The following is a 16,777-nucleotide window of genomic DNA, read 5'->3' on the forward strand; positions in this document are numbered from 1 at the left end:
GCCCTCTTTACTTCCTGCCCGCTTTCGGAGCCCGCATGACCCAGGATCAACTCAAACAGGCCGTGGCCCAGGCCGCCGTCGACCTCATCCTCCCGAAGCTGGATGACAAGAGCGTCGTCGGGGTTGGCACCGGCTCTACGGCCAATTGCTTCATCGACGCGCTGGCGCAACACAAGGGCGCGTTCGACGGCGCGGTCGCCAGCTCCGAAGCAACCGCCGCGCGCCTCAAGGGCCACGGGATCCCGGTGTACGAGCTCAACACCGTGAGCGACCTGGAGTTCTACATCGACGGCGCCGACGAAAGCGACGCGCACCTGAACCTGATCAAGGGCGGTGGCGCGGCCCTGACTCGCGAGAAGATCGTCGCGGCCGTGGCCAAGACCTTCATCTGCATCGCCGACGCCAGCAAACTGGTGCCGGTGCTTGGCGCGTTCCCATTGCCAGTGGAAGTCATCCCGATGGCCCGCAGTCATGTGGCCCGCGAACTGGTGAAACTGGGCGGCGACCCGGTGTATCGCGAAGGCGTGTTGACCGATAACGGCAACATCATCCTCGATGTGCACAACCTGCAGATCACCAACCCGGTGGAACTGGAAAGCCAGATCAACGCCATCGTGGGCGTGGTCACCAACGGCTTGTTCGCGGCGCGTCCGGCTGATGTGCTGCTGCTGGGGACCCCTGAAGGGGTGAAGACCCTCAAGGCTTGATCCGATGATGTGCTGGCACACTTGTGGCGAGGGAGCTTGCTCCCGCTGGGCTGCGCAGCAGCCCTTTTTTGTGAGCGCTTCGCACTCAAGCGGGAGCAAGCTCCCTCGCCACAATGATACAGGCCAGTCTTGAGTGATCAGAATTGCTCGCCACAGGGATCTTTTGCCTATCAATCGGGCTGCGGCTTCTTGAACACGTAGAACAGATTCGGCTCGCTTACCAGATACAGGTTGCCATCGTCGTCCATGGCGAGGCCTTCGGCCTGGGGCACGGTTTTTTGCAGGCCCTGGCGGCCCTTGCTCAACGACAGCGTGCTCAATGGCCGGCCGTCGATATCCAATTCGATAATCAGCCGCGACTCCTCGGACAGCGCCAGCAAATGGCCGCTGCGTTCGTCGTATTGCAGGCTTGAGAGGTCGCGTACGAACAGCCCGGCATCGCGCTTGGGGTTGTTGATCACATGGACTGCATAGGACTTTTCCGGATTGTGATGGGGAAACCCATGCACTTCATAAATCAGCATCGGGTCGCGTTCCTTCGCCACGAACAGGCGTTTGCCCACCGAATCGTAGGCCAGCCCTTCGAAACCCTTGTTGCCGCTCATGTGCACGCCCAGGGTCATCTGTTCGGCTTCGGCGGCGTCGAGGAATTGGGTGTCGTCTTCCAGGCGAATCTTGATCAGGCGCTGCTGGCGCTCGTCGGTGATGACGTAGATGTCTTCGCTGATGAATTCCACCGCCTCCGGATCGCCAAAGCCGATCAGGGCGATGCGCCGCAAAATCTTGCCATCCAGCGACAACTCGACCAGCTCGGCATTTTTATTGGTGACGGTGAACAGGCTTTTGCGGATGGGATCGAACGTCAGCGCTGAAACGTCATCGTCCAGGCCGTCGATTACCTGCGCCTCGACCGTGACTCGGTATTGGTCCAGGGCGATGGCCTGTTCGCTGGTGGTTCGCCAGAGGGTGTTGAGGTTGAACCAGGCGCGTTCGAACAGGCGCAGATGCTGGCCGGCGGCAATCAGGAAGATCAGCACCAGCGTCAGCAGTATCAGGATCAAGGGTTTGGGGCGGGCGAGTCGACGCATGTTGGGGTGGGCTCGGATAAGAACAGGTGCGTGGAAATACCACGGCTGCCTGAACTGAAGCTTAATGGCTGTGTGCCACACCCTACAACGAAGGAGGATTTATCCTACAGAGTTAGTGCTGTCAGCGCTGTTTTTCGAAACGATAGAACAGATTCGGTTCGCTGACCATGTACAGATTGCCGGCCTCATCGACGGTGACGCCTTCGGCACGAGGGATTGTGTCCTTCAAGCCGTTGAAGCCGCCCAGCAAGGTCATGAAGCTGACCTGCTCGCCTTTTTCGTCCAGTTCCAGCAGCAGATGGGAGTCGGCCGAAAGCACCAGCATGTGACCGGTGCGGGGATCGATCGCCAGTGCCGAGAGGTTGCGCAGGTCCAGTTCATTGCTGACATGGATTTGCTTGTCGCCCTTGAGCAATTGGCTACCATCGCTTTTCCAGGTGAACAGCGCCGGCGGGCGTTCCTCCCCAAGCACCAGTTGCTGGTTGCGCGGGTCCCAGACGATCGCTTCGAAGCCTTTGTTCTGGTTCTTGGATGGGCCGAGGTCATAGTGGGGGAAGTCGGCGTTGTTCAGTTCGCGGGTATCGGCACCAACGTGGACGATGGTCAACGTGTGATTGCGTTCGTCGGTGATAGCCAGCAGGCCGTTTTCCATATAAGCCACGCCCTCGGGGTTGCTCCAGCCCACCAACGGCATTTTGCGCAGCACATCGCCTTGCAGGGTCAGTTCCACCAGGAACGGGTTCTTGCCCATGACGGCGAACAGCGTCTTGGTCTGCGGGTTGTAGGTCACATCGGACGCCTCGTCCTTCTCCATGCCGGGTAGCGGCTTGGCGTCGATCACGGCTTGGTAGTCCGGCAGCCAGATGCTCGCCTGGCGCTCGGCTGGGCTCTGGAAGTGTTCCGATAGCCAAAGCAGGCCGCGGTCGTCCCAATGCATCGCAAACGCCAGGCCATAGGCAGCGGCCACCGCCAGCAGCGACCAGGCATACCAGGGCAGGGCGAAGCGGGAGCGGCGGGCGGGTTTGGCGGCAGACAGTGCTTGGGTTTTGGCCATCGGGGAATGCGTTCCAGAAAATTCGGCTAGGGGAGTGGCTGGCTCAGATGCCGCATTCCCCGGAATTATCCGGATGGCATGTGAAAAAAACGGTAAATGGCGGGACAGGCCTCCATCCGTCCCCTGTGGGAGCGAGCCTGCTCGCGATAGCGGTGTGTCAGCCAACATCAATGTTGGATGTGATGGCCTCATCGCGAGCAAGCTCGCTCCCACAGGGGAGCACAGGTTTAACCGTTAACGAACGCTGCTTTCGAAGCGGCTCGCCCCCGGCAACTCCAGTACCAGCTCATCGCCTGCATTCAGCGGCCCGACGCCTGCCGGGGTGCCGCTGAGGATCACGTCGCCGGCCTGCAGCGAGAAGCAGCCGGCCATGTACTGGATCATCGGCACGATGGGGTTGAGCATCAGGCTGCTGTTGCCGTCCTGGCGCACTTCACCGTTGATGGTCAGGCGAACGGGGATGTCGGTCAGGTCGGCAAAGGTGCCGCTCGACACGAACGGTGCGAGCACCGCCGCGCCGTCGAAGGACTTGGCCACTTCCCACGGCAGGCCCTTGGCCTTGAGCTCGGCCTGCTTGTCCCGCAGGGTCAGGTCCAGGGCCGGGGCGAAGCCGGAGATCGCGTCCAGTACTTCTTCAACGCTGGGCTTGGTGGACAGCGGCTTGCCGATCAGCACGGCTATTTCCGCCTCGTAGTGCACCGAGCCACGGTCGGCAGGAATGCTGAAACCGCCTTCCAGCGGCACCACGCAACTGCCCGGCTTGATGAACAGCAAGGGTTCGGTGGGTACCGGGTTATCCAGTTCCTTTGCATGTTCGGCGTAGTTGCGGCCAATGCACACCACTTTCCCTACCGGAAAATGAATACGCGTACCGTCGACATACTGGTGCTGATAGCTCATTACCGACTCCTGCTTCTGGGATTCATCAGGTGTTTTTAGGCGTCAAATCGCGAAAATCTTGCCCGGGTTCATGATGCCGTTCGGGTCGAATACCGCCTTCACCGCTTTCATGTACTCGATTTCCACAGGTGAACGACTATAGGTCAGGTAGTCTCGCTTGGTCATGCCCACGCCGTGTTCGGCGGAAATCGAGCCGTTGTACTTCTCGACGGTTTCAAAGACCCATTTGTTCACGGTCGCGCACTTGGCGAAGAACTCATCCTTGCTCAGGTTTTCCGGCTTGAGGATGTTCAGGTGCAGGTTGCCGTCGCCGATGTGGCCGAACCAGACGATTTCGAAGTCCGGGTAGTGTTCGCCGACGATCGCGTCGATTTCCCGCAAGAAACCCGGAACCTTGGAGACGGTCACCGAGATGTCGTTCTTGTACGGTGTCCAGTGGGAGATGGTCTCGGAGATGTACTCGCGCAGCTTCCACAGGTTTTGCAGTTGGGTTTCGCTCTGGCTCATCACGCCGTCCAGCACCCAGCCTTGCTCCACGCAATGCTCGAAGGTTTCCAGGGCGTGATTGGCGACTTCTTCAGTGGTGGCTTCGAATTCCAGCAGCGCGTAGAACGGGCACTCGGTTTCGAACGGTGCCGGCACGTCGCCGCGAGCGAGGATCTTGGCCAGGGCCTTGTCGGAGAAAAATTCGAAGGCGGTCAGGTCCAGCTTGCCCTGGAAGGCGTGCAGCACCGGCATGATCGAATCGAAGTCCGGTGTGCCGAGCACCATGGCGGTGAGGTTTTTCGGCGCACGGTCCAGGCGCATGGTGGCCTCGACCACGAAGCCCAGGGTGCCCTCGGCGCCGATGAACAGCTGCCGCAAGTCGTAGCCGGTGGCGTTCTTGATCAGGTCCTTGTTCAGCTCCAGCAGGTCACCCTTGCCGGTGACAACCTTCATGCCCGCCACCCAGTTGCGGGTCATGCCGTAGCGAATGACCTTGATCCCGCCGGCATTGGTGCCGATATTGCCGCCAATCTGGCTGGAACCGGCCGAAGCGAAGTCTACCGGATAGTACAGGCCATGTTCTTCGGCCTTGTTCTGCAGTTGTTTGGTGACCACGCCAGGCTGGCAGACCGCGGTGCGGTCGGTGAGGTTCACGTCGAGCACCTGGTTCATGTAGTCGAACGACACGACCACTTCGCCGTTGGCCGCCACGGCTGCGGCGGAAAGCCCGGTACGTCCGCCCGATGGCACCAGCGCGATTTTGTGCGCGTTGGCCCAGCGCACGATGGCCTGGACTTGCTCGGTGGTCTTGGGAAAGACGATGGCCGAAGGCGCAGGGGCAAAATGCTTGGTCCAATCCTTGCCGTAAGCGTTCAGGGAGTCGGCATCGGTCAAGACCTTGCCAGGCTCAACCAGGGTCTTCAGCTCATCTATCACGGCAGGATTGGTCATCGACAGAACTCTCGAACAATTCATGGTCATCCTGAGAACGCTTCACGTCGCAGGAATGAGTGTTTAGCGGGGTGCATATGCTAGCATACCGACCCCGCAGCGTAGTGCCCAACGGCTGTTCTGCGGCGACGGCTGTCACGCCGGTCGGGCCAGCATGCGCTGTCCGATTCCCTGCCATTTTTCTCCGGGACACAGGTTTACGCAGATGAGCAAGACTTCTCTCGATAAGAGCAAGATCAAGTTCCTTCTTCTCGAAGGCGTCCACCAATCGGCTGTCGACGTCCTCAAGTCGGCGGGCTACACCAGCATCGAGTACATCACCAGTTCTCTGCCGGAAGCCCAGCTCAAGGAAAAGATCGCCGATGCTCACTTCATCGGCATTCGCTCCCGTACTCAATTGACCGAAGAGATCTTCGACCACGCCAAGAAACTGGTGGCGGTCGGCTGCTTCTGCATCGGCACCAACCAGGTTGACCTCAATGCGGCGCGCGAGCGCGGCATCGCGGTGTTCAACGCGCCGTACTCCAACACCCGTTCCGTTGCCGAACTGGTGCTGGCCGAAGCGATCCTGCTGCTGCGCGGCATCCCGGAGAAGAACGCTTCCTGCCACCGTGGCGGCTGGATCAAGAGCGCGGCCAACTCCTTCGAAATCCGCGGCAAGAAGCTGGGTATCGTCGGTTACGGCTCGATCGGCACCCAATTGTCGGTACTGGCTGAAGGCCTTGGCATGCAGGTGTTCTTCTACGACACCGTGACCAAACTGCCCCTGGGCAACGCTACCCAGGTCAACAACCTGCACGAGTTGCTGGGCATGTCCGACATCGTGACCCTGCACGTGCCGGAAACCGCTGCCACCCAGTGGATGATCGGCGAGAAGGAAATCCGTGCCATCAAGAAGGGCGGGATCCTGATCAACGCCGCGCGTGGCACCGTGGTCAAGCTCGACGCCCTGGCCGACGCGATCAAGGACAAGCACCTGATCGGCGCCGCCATCGACGTGTTCCCGGTGGAGCCACGCTCCAACGACGACATCTTCGAAAGCCCGCTGCGTGGCCTGGACAACGTGATCCTGACCCCGCACATCGGCGGTTCCACCGCTGAAGCCCAGGCCAACATCGGTCTGGAAGTGGCGGAAAAACTGGTCAAGTACAGCGACAACGGTACTTCGGTATCGTCCGTGAACTTCCCGGAAGTGGCTCTGCCGGCACACCCTGGCAAGCACCGTTTGCTGCACATCCACGAAAACATCCCGGGTGTGATGAGCGAGATCAACAAGGTCTTCGCCGAAAACGGTATCAACATTTCCGGTCAGTTCCTGCAGACCAACGAGAAAGTCGGCTACGTCGTGATCGACGTCGACGCCGAATACTCGGACCTGGCGCAAGAGAAGCTGCAGCACATCAACGGCACCATTCGTTGCCGCGTGTTGTTCTAAGCTAGCCTGGCTTGCAATAAAAAACGGGAGCCTCGCAAGGGGCTCCCGTTTTTTTTGCCTGACAAACATGAATTTTGTGGGTGTTTGTGTTGCGTCAGCCGGTACGTGTTATTTCACATTCACCGTGATTTTCTCGGACACGATCGACGGATCGAACGGCATGTGGCCGCTGTCACCCAGGATCAATTGCAAGGTGTGCTTGCCTGGGGCCAGTTTAATATCGGCCTGGGTTTGTGCCTTGCCGAAGTGCATGTGGTTGGCGTCGTTTGGAATCGGCGCGCCAGCGGCAGGCAGTTTGTCGACATCGATGAGCAAATGGTGATGGCCGGTATTCTTGGTCACATCGCCGGCCGGGGCCAGGGCGATATCCTTGACGCCGAACTTGACCGTGAATTCCTGGGCGACGGTGGCGCCGTCTGCGGGGGAAACGATGAACACTTCTGCACCTTCGGGCGCAGGCGTCGCGGCGCTTGCCAGCATTGAAGCGCCCAGTAACAGGCCGGCCAACGCAGCACGAGACATAAAGCTTTTCATTTTTTTCTCCAGTTTTTCCATGAAATCCGCCTGGCCATGACAACTTCATGACCAATCGTTGTCGAAGCCTGCAACAACCATAGCAAAGCGAGCCTGAAACGAGCGTCGCTTGTATAAATACAAAGGAGTGACCATGCGCTTTCTGCCTGGCCTGATTTGCCTGCTACCCCTTTTGAGTCCCCTGGCTCATGCCGAACTGATCGATGACATCAATGACCGTGGCGAACTGCGCATTGCCCTCGAGGCCAACACCGCGCCCTTCAACTTCAAGGAAGACGGCAAACTCACCGGTTTCGAAGTGGAACTGGGCGAAATGCTTGCCGGTGAGCTCGATGTACGCCCCGACTTCGTGGTCACCGATGCCGGGGACCTGATGAGCGGTGTGGAGAGCGGCAAGTACGACGTCGCCATCAACCACATAGCAATGACCCCGGAACTGGCGGAACGTTTCGACACCAGCGCCGTTTACAGCCATCCGGATGCACAACTGCTGGCGAGCAAGGATGAGACGCCACGCCCGCTGGTCATGGCGCAGTCATTCCAGCCAGAAAAAAAGAGCGAACCGGCGCCGAGCCTGGTGATTCCGTTCCAGAAGGGCAACCCGGCGTTCAAGGCCAGCCTGGACAACGCCCTGACGCGTATCAAGGATGACGGACGGTTGGAGAAGTTGTCGCAGAAGTGGTTGGGTCGGTAGGAGCTGACGAGTGCAACGAGGCTGCGATCTTTCCAAGGACGCTTGAATCTCAAGCGAAAGATCAAAAGATCGCAGGCTTCGCCAGCTCCTACGAGGGATTGGTCTTCAAGGTTTACGCCAGACACTCGCCAACCAAGGCTGTTGTTCCCGCGGCAGCCCAGCCGGTCGGTAGTAATGCTCCAGTTCGACGAAGCCGGCGTCGCCAAGCAGCGTGCGCCAGGCCGCGAGGTCGTGGTAGGCGCCGAAGCGCTGGCCGTTCCAGCCCTCCTGGTTTTCGCCCCGTGGGTTTGAGCTGAACAGCACGCCGCCGGGCTTGAGCGTGGCGTGCAGTTGCTTGAGCACCCGAGGCAGTTCCTGGACAGGCACATGAAACAGCACCGCGTTGGCGAAAATCCCGTCAAAACGCTCGGCCGGCAGGTCGAGTTCCAGGAAGTCCTGTTGCCACACCTCACAGCCGCTGTCCTGGCGCGCCATCCGGGCAAACGCTTCTGAACCGTCGAGGCCGACCGCGACATGGCCCATGGCCGTGAATGTGCGCAGGTCGCGCCCCGGACCGCAGCCCAAATCCAGGATGTGCAGCGGTGCCTGGCCCTGGATATGGCGCAGCAAGGCGTCGATGTTCTGGCTGACATCGTGATCGCGGGTACCTTCGCGAAAGCTTTCTGCCACGGCGTTGTAATGGCCCAGGGTCGTGGCGGTGATGGCGTGCAGGTCTTCGGTGGTGTGTTTCATGATTGGGGGGCTTGAGTGGGGAGCGTCAGCCGACTATACCGCAAGCCCGCTGATCTGCCTGTGGGAGCAAAGCTTGCTCGCGATTGCGGTCGTCCAGTTGGCATCCATGTTGGATGGAGTACTGCTATCGCGAGCAAGCTTTGCTCCCACAGATCAACTTCTCCCATAGGTCAACTGCTCCCCCGGTCAGCGCTTGTTCAAGCCGCGTGACAAGCGGTCGCCGCCCAACTGGATCACCGCCACCAACGCCACCAGCAGCACGATCACCGTGAGCATGATCTGGCTGTCGAATCGCTGGTAGCCGTACCGGTAGGCGATGTCGCCCAGGCCGCCGGCACCGATCGCTCCGGCCATGGCCGAAGAGTTGATCATGGTCACCAAGGTGATGGTAAAACCGCCGACGATGCCCGGCAGCGCTTCGGGCAGCAACACATGCCAGACAATATGCCAGCGCCGGCAACCCATGGCCTGGGCCGCTTCGATCAGGCCATGGTCGACCTCCCGCAGGCTGACTTCGGCGATGCGGGCAAAGAACGGCGTGGCGGCGATGGTCAGTGGTACTACCGCGGCCCACACGCCATAGGTGGTGCCGACGATCAGCCGGGTGAACGGGATCAACGCCACCATCAGAATCAGGAACGGTATCGAGCGGAACAGGTTCACGAAGGCGCCCAGGGCCCGGTTCAAGACCGGCGCTTCATAGATCCCGCCCTTGCCGCTGGTCACCAGGATCACCGCCAGCGGGATGCCCGCCAACAGCGCGATCAGCGACGACACGCCGACCATCAGGAACGTGTCGATGAAGCCCTGCAACAACCGATCAAACCACATAACCCAGCACCTCCACACTTTGGGCCCAATTGCCCGCCCGTTGCCGCAGCTCCTCGGCGCCCCACGACGAACCGCTCACGGCCAGTAGCAATTGCCCCAGCCCGTGGCCCTGAATTCGCTCGATGCCGCCGTGCAGCAGCCGCACCCGTCCACCGAGGGCGCTGAACAAAGCGGCGAGATCCGGCTCTTCACGATCTATGCCGGTGAATTGCAGGCGTAGCACAGTGGCGGCATCCGCCGATGCCGGCTGCACCTGCAAGCGGTTTTGCAGTTCTTCCGGTATCGCGTGTTGCAACGGTGCCAGCAGTGTTCGACTGACCTCGTGTTGCGGGTTGCCAAACACTTCCCAGACCGGCCCCTGTTCGACGATCCGCCCCTGTTCGAGCACCACCACCCGGTCGCAGACTTCGCGAATCACCGCCATTTCATGGGTGATCAACACGATGGTCAGGCCCAGTCGCTGATTGATCTCACGCAGCAAACCGAGGATCGATTGGGTGGTTTCCGGGTCCAGGGCCGAAGTGGCTTCATCGCACAACAAAATCTGCGGGTCATGCACCAGCGCCCGGGCGATCCCCACCCGCTGTTTCTGCCCGCCCGAAAGTTGCGCCGGATAGGCCTTGTGCTTGCCTTGCAGGCCCACCAGTTCCAGCAGCTCGCGAACTTTCTGCTGACGCTGCTCCTTGGGCACGCCGGCGACTTTCAGCGGCAGTTCAACGTTCTGCCACACGGTCTTGGCCGACATCAGGTTGAAGTGCTGGAAGATCATGCCGATGCGCCGGCGCAGTTCCACCAGGCGGTCTTCATCGAACTCGCCGATGTCTATCTGATCGATCAGCACCCGGCCACTGGTGGGTTGTTCGAGGCGGTTGATGGTGCGGATCAGCGACGACTTGCCGGCGCCGCTGCGGCCGATGATGCCGAATACCTCGCCGCGCTGGATCGCCAGGTCGATGCCTTGCAGCGCGGCCACCGGACCTTGGGCGCCGTTGTAGGTCTTGCCCAGGCCGATGAAGCGCACATGGGCACGGTTGAGCTCCGGATGCAGTTCGGTGTGTTCGGCGCTTCGGGGCGTGGGGGCTTCTTGTCGAAGTCGAGCGTTGACGGCGTTCATGTCAGCTTTCCCAGCCGGCTTGGTAGAGCTTGCCATGGGCCTTGTCCAGGGCGGCGCGCACGGCTGGCGAGTGTTGGTAGATGTCGACGAACTTGATCAGCCGTGGATCGTTCTTGCTCTTGGGCTGGATCACGAACTGAATCACGTATTCCTTGTGATCGAGGCCGTCGAACAGCAAGGCGGAGCTGGCATCGAAGGTCTTGGCCAGGCGGATGTAGGCGGGATAACCCTGCACCAGGTCGGCGTCTTCATAAGCGCGCACCAACTGCACGGCTTCGACCTGCAGGATCTTGAGCTTCTTCGGGTTGGCGACGATGTCGTCTTCGGTGGCCTTGTAGCCGACGCCTGGCTTGAGGCTGATCAGCCCGGCCTTGGCCAACAGTTGCAGGCCGCGACCGCTGTTGATCGGGTCGTTGGCAATGGCGACGCTGGCGCCTTCTGGCAGTTCGTCGAAGCTTTTGTATTTTTTCGAATAGAGGCCGACGTTGTTGATGATTCCCGGCGCAAACGGCACCAGATCGAACCCGGCGGCGGCCTTGGCATTTTCCAGGAACGGGATGTGCTGGAAGTAATTCACGTCGATATCGCCGGAGGCCAGGCTGACGTTGGGCGCGATCCAGTCGCTGAACTCTACCAACTCGACCTTCAAGCCTTGCTTGCTGGCCTCTTCCACTGCGGCCTCCAGGGGAATGGCGAACGCCGCGGTGGTGCCGATTTTCAACGGTGCGTCGGCGGCAAACAGCGCCGAGCTGAACAGGCCGAGGGCCAGGGCCAGGGTTTTGACTGGCAGGGTCAGGAAGTGCTTGGTCATGTCGGGTATTCCAGTCATTTAGGGGGAGGTGCATATTTTTTGGCGAACAGAGCTATGTGGGAGCAAGGCTTGCCCGCGATGAAATTGATGCGGTCTCTCAGAAAACGAGGTGTCTGCATCGCGAGCAAGCTTTGCTCCCACAGTGCCTTGTTCCCACAGGGACATTGTCGGTAGCCCCAGGGTCAGTGCCGGTAAGTCGAACCGGTGTGTTGCTTGGGTAGATGGGCCTCTGCGTGAAACAGTTTTTCGCGCAGGGTGCCGTTGTCGTATTCGGTCTTGTACGAGCCGCGTCGCTGCAACTCGGGGATCACCAGGTCGATGAAGTCCACGTAGCTTTGCGGCGTGACGATGCGGGTCAGGTTGAAGCCATCGAGGCCGGTTTCGCCGATCCAGGACTCCAGCTCATCGGCCACCTGCTCGGGCGAGCCGACCACCGTGATGTAGCGACCGCCCAGGGCGTGTTGCTCGAGCAATTTGCGCCGGGTCCAGTCGTTGTTCTGCAAGGTCTTGGTGGCGGACTGGATGGCGTTGCTCTTGACATACTGGATCGGTTCGTCCAGTTCGTACTGGGAAAAATCGATGCCCGTCGACGCGGAGAAATGCGCCACGCCGGCCTCGGCGCTGGCATAGCTCAGGTACTCGGCATGCTTGGCCCAGGCGGCCGCCTCGGTCTCGCCGACGATCACGTTCAGGCCCATGAACACCTTGATGTCCCCGGGGTTGCGCCCGGCCTCTACGGCGCTGGCGCGGACCTTGTCCACCTGGGCCTTGGTCGCCGGTTTGTTCTGGCCGCTGATGAACACGCACTCGGCATGCCGCCCGGCGAACAGCAGGCCGCGCTCGGAACTGCCGGCCTGGAACAGCACCGGCGTGCGCTGGGGCGACGGCTCGCACAGGTGATAACCCTCGACCTGGTAGAACTCGCCCTGGTGCCGGACCTTGTGCACTTTTTCTGGCCGGGCATAGATCCGCTGCTCGCGGTCGTTGAGCACCGCGTCGTTTTCCCAACTGCCTTCCCACAGTTTGTAGAGCACTTGCAGGTATTCGTCGGCCTGGTCGTAGCGGCGGTCGTGCTCGACCTGCGCGGTCAGGCCCATGGCCTTGGCGGCGCTGTCCAGGTAGCCGGTGACGATGTTCCAGCCGACCCGACCGCGACTCAGGTGGTCGAGGGTGCTCATGCGTCGGGCGAACAGGTAGGGCGGTTCGTAGGTCAGGTTGGCGGTGAGGCCGAAGCCGAGGTTTTTCGTCACGGCGGCCATCGCGGACACCAGCAGCAACGGGTCGTTGACCGGCAGTTGGATCGACTCCTTGAGCGTGACGTCCACCGACTGTTGGTACACGTCGTAGACCCCGACGATGTCGGCGATGAACAGCCCGTCGAACAGTCCGCGTTCGAGCAATTGCGCCAGGGCGGTCCAGTATTCGATCGTGTTGAACTGGGTCGAGGTGTCCTGGGGATGGGTCCACAGGCCGTGATTGATGTGCCCGATGCAGTTCATGTTGAACGCGTTGAGCAGGATCTTTTTCTTGCCGGCCGCCATCAGATGGTCCCCCGCAGCGGCGGTTTTTCATCATTGAGGTAGAAGTTGCCTATAGCGTGGTATTTCCAGCGCACCGGGTCATGCAGGGTGTGTACCCGGGCGTTGCGCCAGTGGCGGTCGAGGCCATGTTCGGCCAGGGTCGCCTGGCTGCCGGCCAATTCGAACAGCGTGCTGCTGGCGGCCAGGGAAATTTCGGTGCTGATGGCACGGGCTTCGGCCACGGCAATCGAGGCGGCGGCGACTGTGTCGGCCCGAGTGTCGGCCTGGGCCCGGTCGAGAAACTCACCGGCACGTTCCAACAGGGCTTCGGCGGCGTGCAGGCGGATGCTCAGTTGACCGAAACTCTTGATAGTGTGCGGGTCTTCGGTGGCGACGTCGCTGGTGGCGTCGATCCAGGGGCGGGTTTTATTGCGGACAAAATGCAGGGCGTCTTCGTAGGCAGCGCGGGCGATGCCGGTGTCGATGGCGGCGTGAAGAATCTGCGCCAGCGGCCCTACCGGTGTGGGACGTTCGAAGGCGCTCTGGAAGGGCACGATGTCGGCGGCGGCGACATACACGTCTTCGAACACCACCGAACCACTGCCCGTGGTGCGCTGGCCAAAACCGCTCCAGTCGTCGATCACCGTCAGGCCTTGGCTGTTGCGAGGGACGAACGCCAGTTGTTGCACGCCGTTTTCGTCCACCACCGAGGTGGGGATGCGCTGGGCGTAGATCGCGCCCGTGGCGTAGAACTTGCGACCGTTGATGCGATAGCCCTCGCCGTCGCAGCGCAGTTGGGTGATGCGGTCATGGGCAGTCTTGGTGCCAAGTTCGGCCAGGGCGTTACCAAAGCGCTGGCCGGCGAGCACTTCGGCGTACAGGCGTTGTTTTTGCGCTTCAGTGCCGTTTACCCGCAGCACTTCCAGGGCGTAGAAATGATTTTGCGGAATCTGTCCCAGCGAGCCGTCGGCCTGAGAAATCAGCGCGATGACTTTGGCCAAGGTGACGTTGGAAACACCGGCACCGCCATAGGCCTTGGGCACGCTGATACCCCACAGGCCAGAGCGGGAGAAGGCCTCCAGTTCCGGGTACGGCAAGCGGCGCTCGCGGTCGCGCAGGGCGCTGTCGCGCTTGAAGTCATCGGCCAGGTCGCTGGCCACGATCAGGGCTTGTTCATCGCTGGTGATCACCGCGACGTGTTGAGAAAACGTCATGTACTGCTCCAGAGGTCGGGTCGTCAGATCCAGGAATGGCGGGCCGGCAAGGTGCCGTTCAGGTGGTAGGCGCCTACCGCGTGATACTTCCAGCGCACCGGGTCGTGCAGGGTGTGGACCCGTGCGTTGCGCCAATGGCGATCGAGGTTGAATTCGGCGAGGGTGGCGCGGCTGCCGGCCAGCTCGAAGAGTTTTTCGCTGGCTTGCAGGGCGATCTCGGTGGTGAGCACTTTGGCCTCGGCCACGGCAATCGAGGCGCGGGCGGACGATTGCGCCGTGATGGGGGCGGCACTGACCTGGTCCAGCACCTGTCCGGCCTTGCGCAGCAAGGCTTCGGCGGCGTGCAGTTCGATTTTCAGTTTGCCAATGTCGGCGATCACGTAGAGGTCGTCACTGGCTCGGTCGACCTTGGCGTCGATCCAGGGCCGGGCCCGTTCACGCACAAAGGCGATGGCATCGTCGATGGCGCCACGGGCGATACCCGCATCGATGGCGGCCTGGATCAGTTGGGAAATCGCACCTTGCACGCCGGGTGTTTCGTTGATGCGCCAGTTATCCAGGACCAAGTCGGCCTCCACCCGGACATTGTTCAGCAGCACGGTGCCGCTGGCGGTGGTGCGCTGGCCGAACCCTGACCAGTCGTCGACGATCCGCAGGCCCGGGGTGCCGCGCCGCACGAACGCCAGCACCTGGCGGCCTTCGTCATTCAGCGCCTTGACCGCGACCCAATGGGCAAACAGCGCGCCGGTGGAATAGAACTTCTGGCCATTGATGACAAACCCGTCACCGTCAGCGGTAATCCGCGCCTTGAGCTCAAGGGTATTGCGAGTACCGCGTTCCGGCCCGGCGTTGCCGATGCGCCAGCCTTCGAGCACGCTCTGCAAGAGGATTTTTTTCTGCCGTTCGGTGCCGGTGCCGAGTATCAGCTGGAGCACGCCGAACTGGTTTTGCGGGATCTGCCCGAGGGCCGGGTCAGCGGCGGAAATGATCGCGAACACGTCGGCCAGGGTGACGAACGAAACCTGTGGGCCGCCGTATTCCCGGGGAATGGCGATGCTGCCCAGCCCGCTGCGGGTGAATTGCTCGATTTCTGCCCAGGGCAGCTTGCGTTGCTGATCACGACGCGCGGCCTGCTGACGGGCGACCTGCGCCAGTTCATGGGCGGCTTTGATGGCCTCGGCATCGTTGCGCAACACCTGTGCGGGCAACAACAACGGTGCGATGTCCAGGTCGCTCTGGACTTTTGCTTGCGCCAGATCCGACATTACAGCCACTCCGTGGCTGCAGGCAGTGCCTTGGCGTATTGCACTGGGGTGATTGTGTTTCGTTCCATACCCACCTCACATCTCAAGAAACGCCGCGATGAATGCGGCGAGCGAAAATCAAGAATGTCCGGTGGTCCGGTGTATATACCCTAAGCGTGTATAAATTATTTTTGAACTAACTTTTAGGAATATATATAGGTTGGTTTTAAATTGAAGGCTGTACGCTCACCTGGGGGGACGCAGCTTTTGATGGCGAGGGAGCTTGCTCCCGCTTGGGCTGTGGGAGCAAAGCTTGCTCGCGAAACAGGCGCCTCGATTCTGCAAGAGCGCATCGCGTCCATCGCGGGCAAGCCTTGCTCCCACATAGCGGGAGCAAGCTCCCTCGCCACAAAAGCTTTTTCAGGGGGTTCACATTCGGCGGCGCGTTTCGGCGACCATGAGCGGCTGTTTCGGTGCAGTGTTCAGATACGGATTGGCACAACCGATCTTCAACGTCCGTGGCGGTGCCCAGAGGGAGTTGTTGCCCACACGGTCGAGGATGCAGTAGGTCACTTCCAGGCGCAGGTCTTCTCCTGCCTCCAGGATGATCTGTGGCGGGACCCAGATATTGATTGGCTGGCCGACCTCGCTGGCGGTGACCGCTGGCAAGTCCATGCGTACATCACCCCAGCGCAGGGTCACGGCATCGCCGGCGGCCATGTTCAGGTAGGGTTCGATGGTCAGCGGTACGCCGCGCTTGATCTGGTTGGGATTTACCCCTTGACGTCGGATAGTGCCGGGAATGCGCACAGGCGCCAGGCCCTGGTTTTCATCGCCGCTCAGGGCTGACGGCTGCCCGCCGGGGCAATCGAGCTTCGCGTGTACCCGTTGCCTGGCGGATAGCGCCGGCCCACGCCCGACCTGCATCACCCGATAGTGGATGCGCGAGGTTCCATCGACGATGAAACTCTCCGGGACTCGCAGGGTGACGCTGTCTTGCACATCGGCCTGCGACAACAAGCGCGAGCCGACGTAGCAGTTGTCCCAGAACAGTTCGATCAGGTCACCTGCGTCCATGCCAGGGTAGGGCGCAATGGCAACCTCCAGGTGAGCGGCGTTGGCGATATTGATGCCGGTAGGGTGGGCGTTGGCCAGGGTGGGGGCGGCCAGTTCAGGACTCTTCGACTTACATGTCATGGTGTTCTCCTTGATGCTTGAAAACTAAGTCCGTTTCGGGAAGATCAACGGCGATGGCTAATTGCGACATATTTTATGTGTGCAGCCATATAGGCTGGCTGCACCTGGTCACTGTGCAGAACATAAATAATGTGCATCGCCTGTTGGTTACTAGATAAGGGCTCAATAGTTTCAGTGTCAATAGAGGCACTTGCTTAATAATTCATTGTGAAAGGCTTCAGAAATCTCCTACGCACCCATGTTAATAATGCGCGGCATCACAAGC

At 60.8% G+C, this 16,777-nt stretch carries 16 protein-coding genes; 3 read left to right on the plus strand and 13 right to left on the minus strand.

Features of this window, described 5'->3' with window-relative positions:
* Nucleotides 1-35 precede the first annotated feature (35 nt).
* Nucleotides 36-707: a ribose-5-phosphate isomerase RpiA gene (gene rpiA, locus LOY50_RS01305; protein ID WP_258690170.1), complete on the plus strand. Its 672-nt coding sequence runs from the start codon at nt 36-38 to the stop codon at nt 705-707.
* Nucleotides 708-877: 170 nt separating this feature from the next.
* Here the strand turns inward: rpiA and LOY50_RS01310 are convergent, their stop codons facing one another.
* The 4 genes from LOY50_RS01310 to LOY50_RS01325 all read right to left on the minus strand — a co-directional run bounded on the left by LOY50_RS01310 (nt 878) and on the right by LOY50_RS01325 (nt 5,186).
* Nucleotides 878-1,795: an SdiA-regulated domain-containing protein gene (locus LOY50_RS01310; RefSeq protein ID WP_253470886.1), complete on the minus strand. Its 918-nt coding sequence runs from the start codon at nt 1,793-1,795 to the stop codon at nt 878-880.
* A gap of 121 nt (nt 1,796-1,916) precedes the next feature.
* Nucleotides 1,917-2,849 carry an SdiA-regulated domain-containing protein gene (locus LOY50_RS01315; protein WP_258690171.1) on the minus strand — a complete coding sequence of 311 codons (933 nt, stop codon included), beginning with the start codon at nt 2,847-2,849 and terminating at the stop codon, nt 1,917-1,919.
* A gap of 234 nt (nt 2,850-3,083) precedes the next feature.
* Nucleotides 3,084-3,749 (minus strand): fumarylacetoacetate hydrolase family protein, encoded by a 666-nt coding sequence (locus tag LOY50_RS01320; protein ID WP_214511005.1) that lies wholly within the window; start codon nt 3,747-3,749, stop codon nt 3,084-3,086.
* A 42-nt stretch (nt 3,750-3,791) separates the two neighbouring features.
* On the minus strand, nt 3,792-5,186 hold the full coding sequence (locus LOY50_RS01325) for an FAD-binding oxidoreductase (RefSeq protein ID WP_253470890.1): 1,395 nt from the start codon (nt 5,184-5,186) through the stop codon (nt 3,792-3,794).
* 205 nt (nt 5,187-5,391) lie between these two features.
* Here LOY50_RS01325 and serA point away from each other — a divergent pair, with 205 nt between their 5' ends.
* Entirely contained in the window at nt 5,392-6,621 is a 1,230-nt protein-coding gene (gene serA / locus LOY50_RS01330; protein ID WP_003186856.1) for a phosphoglycerate dehydrogenase, read from the plus strand.
* A 108-nt stretch (nt 6,622-6,729) separates the two neighbouring features.
* Here the strand turns inward: serA and LOY50_RS01335 are convergent, their stop codons facing one another.
* Nucleotides 6,730-7,155 carry a DUF4399 domain-containing protein gene (locus tag LOY50_RS01335; protein WP_253470892.1) on the minus strand — a complete coding sequence of 142 codons (426 nt, stop codon included), beginning with the start codon at nt 7,153-7,155 and terminating at the stop codon, nt 6,730-6,732.
* A gap of 133 nt (nt 7,156-7,288) precedes the next feature.
* Here LOY50_RS01335 and LOY50_RS01340 point away from each other — a divergent pair, with 133 nt between their 5' ends.
* Entirely contained in the window at nt 7,289-7,849 is a 561-nt protein-coding gene (locus LOY50_RS01340) for a transporter substrate-binding domain-containing protein (protein ID WP_214511002.1), read from the plus strand.
* 105 nt (nt 7,850-7,954) lie between these two features.
* On the opposite strand, the gene LOY50_RS01345 is transcribed toward LOY50_RS01340, so the two are convergent.
* The 8 genes from LOY50_RS01345 to LOY50_RS01380 all read right to left on the minus strand — a co-directional run bounded on the left by LOY50_RS01345 (nt 7,955) and on the right by LOY50_RS01380 (nt 16,512).
* On the minus strand, nt 7,955-8,581 hold the full coding sequence (locus LOY50_RS01345) for a bifunctional 2-polyprenyl-6-hydroxyphenol methylase/3-demethylubiquinol 3-O-methyltransferase UbiG (protein WP_253470894.1): 627 nt from the start codon (nt 8,579-8,581) through the stop codon (nt 7,955-7,957).
* Between the two features lie 186 nt (nt 8,582-8,767).
* Nucleotides 8,768-9,412, minus strand: a complete 645-nt coding sequence (locus tag LOY50_RS01350) for a methionine ABC transporter permease (protein ID WP_018608843.1) — start codon at nt 9,410-9,412, stop codon at nt 8,768-8,770.
* Nucleotides 9,402-10,526 carry a methionine ABC transporter ATP-binding protein gene (locus tag LOY50_RS01355; protein ID WP_258690172.1) on the minus strand — a complete coding sequence of 375 codons (1,125 nt, stop codon included), beginning with the start codon at nt 10,524-10,526 and terminating at the stop codon, nt 9,402-9,404. The genes LOY50_RS01350 and LOY50_RS01355 overlap by 11 nt, the downstream gene beginning before the upstream one ends.
* Before the next feature lies 1 nt (nt 10,527).
* Nucleotides 10,528-11,337, minus strand: a complete 810-nt coding sequence (locus LOY50_RS01360) for a MetQ/NlpA family ABC transporter substrate-binding protein (RefSeq protein WP_253470898.1) — start codon at nt 11,335-11,337, stop codon at nt 10,528-10,530.
* Between the two features lie 182 nt (nt 11,338-11,519).
* On the minus strand, nt 11,520-12,878 hold the full coding sequence (locus tag LOY50_RS01365) for an LLM class flavin-dependent oxidoreductase (protein WP_253470900.1): 1,359 nt from the start codon (nt 12,876-12,878) through the stop codon (nt 11,520-11,522).
* Nucleotides 12,878-14,071: an SfnB family sulfur acquisition oxidoreductase gene (locus LOY50_RS01370; protein ID WP_253470902.1), complete on the minus strand. Its 1,194-nt coding sequence runs from the start codon at nt 14,069-14,071 to the stop codon at nt 12,878-12,880. Before LOY50_RS01370 ends, LOY50_RS01365 begins: the two co-directional genes overlap by 1 nt.
* Nucleotides 14,072-14,094: 23 nt before the next feature.
* Nucleotides 14,095-15,336, minus strand: a complete 1,242-nt coding sequence (locus tag LOY50_RS01375) for an SfnB family sulfur acquisition oxidoreductase (RefSeq protein WP_253470904.1) — start codon at nt 15,334-15,336, stop codon at nt 14,095-14,097.
* Between the two features lie 408 nt (nt 15,337-15,744).
* The gene (locus tag LOY50_RS01380; protein WP_258690173.1) at nt 15,745-16,512 is read right to left on the minus strand and encodes a hypothetical protein; all 768 of its coding nucleotides are present in this window, start codon (nt 16,510-16,512) and stop codon (nt 15,745-15,747) included.
* Nucleotides 16,513-16,777: the final 265 nt, after the last annotated feature.

The organism is Pseudomonas sp. B21-010, assembly GCF_024749325.1.
Lineage (GTDB): Bacteria > Pseudomonadota > Gammaproteobacteria > Pseudomonadales > Pseudomonadaceae > Aquipseudomonas > Aquipseudomonas kilonensis.

What these genes read in the sequence shown, in the direction of transcription:
- LOY50_RS01360 (WP_253470898.1), bottom strand. Translation starts at nt 11,337, where the DNA reads ATGACCAAGCACTTCCTGACCCTGCCAGTCAAAACCCTGGCCCTGGCC.
- LOY50_RS01310 (WP_253470886.1), bottom strand. Translation starts at nt 1,795, where the DNA reads ATGCGTCGACTCGCCCGCCCCAAACCCTTGATCCTGATACTGCTGACG.
- LOY50_RS01325 (WP_253470890.1), bottom strand. Translation starts at nt 5,186, where the DNA reads ATGACCAATCCTGCCGTGATAGATGAGCTGAAGACCCTGGTTGAGCCT.
- LOY50_RS01345 (WP_253470894.1), bottom strand. Translation starts at nt 8,581, where the DNA reads ATGAAACACACCACCGAAGACCTGCACGCCATCACCGCCACGACCCTG.
- LOY50_RS01340 (WP_214511002.1), top strand. Translation starts at nt 7,289, where the DNA reads ATGCGCTTTCTGCCTGGCCTGATTTGCCTGCTACCCCTTTTGAGTCCC.
- LOY50_RS01375 (WP_253470904.1), bottom strand. Translation starts at nt 15,336, where the DNA reads ATGTCGGATCTGGCGCAAGCAAAAGTCCAGAGCGACCTGGACATCGCA.
- rpiA (WP_258690170.1), top strand. Translation starts at nt 36, where the DNA reads ATGACCCAGGATCAACTCAAACAGGCCGTGGCCCAGGCCGCCGTCGAC.
- LOY50_RS01335 (WP_253470892.1), bottom strand. Translation starts at nt 7,155, where the DNA reads ATGAAAAGCTTTATGTCTCGTGCTGCGTTGGCCGGCCTGTTACTGGGC.
- LOY50_RS01380 (WP_258690173.1), bottom strand. Translation starts at nt 16,512, where the DNA reads ATGACATGTAAGTCGAAGAGTCCTGAACTGGCCGCCCCCACCCTGGCC.
- LOY50_RS01370 (WP_253470902.1), bottom strand. Translation starts at nt 14,071, where the DNA reads ATGACGTTTTCTCAACACGTCGCGGTGATCACCAGCGATGAACAAGCC.
- LOY50_RS01365 (WP_253470900.1), bottom strand. Translation starts at nt 12,878, where the DNA reads ATGGCGGCCGGCAAGAAAAAGATCCTGCTCAACGCGTTCAACATGAAC.
- LOY50_RS01320 (WP_214511005.1), bottom strand. Translation starts at nt 3,749, where the DNA reads ATGAGCTATCAGCACCAGTATGTCGACGGTACGCGTATTCATTTTCCG.
- LOY50_RS01355 (WP_258690172.1), bottom strand. Translation starts at nt 10,526, where the DNA reads ATGAACGCCGTCAACGCTCGACTTCGACAAGAAGCCCCCACGCCCCGA.
- serA (WP_003186856.1), top strand. Translation starts at nt 5,392, where the DNA reads ATGAGCAAGACTTCTCTCGATAAGAGCAAGATCAAGTTCCTTCTTCTC.
- LOY50_RS01315 (WP_258690171.1), bottom strand. Translation starts at nt 2,849, where the DNA reads ATGGCCAAAACCCAAGCACTGTCTGCCGCCAAACCCGCCCGCCGCTCC.
- LOY50_RS01350 (WP_018608843.1), bottom strand. Translation starts at nt 9,412, where the DNA reads ATGTGGTTTGATCGGTTGTTGCAGGGCTTCATCGACACGTTCCTGATG.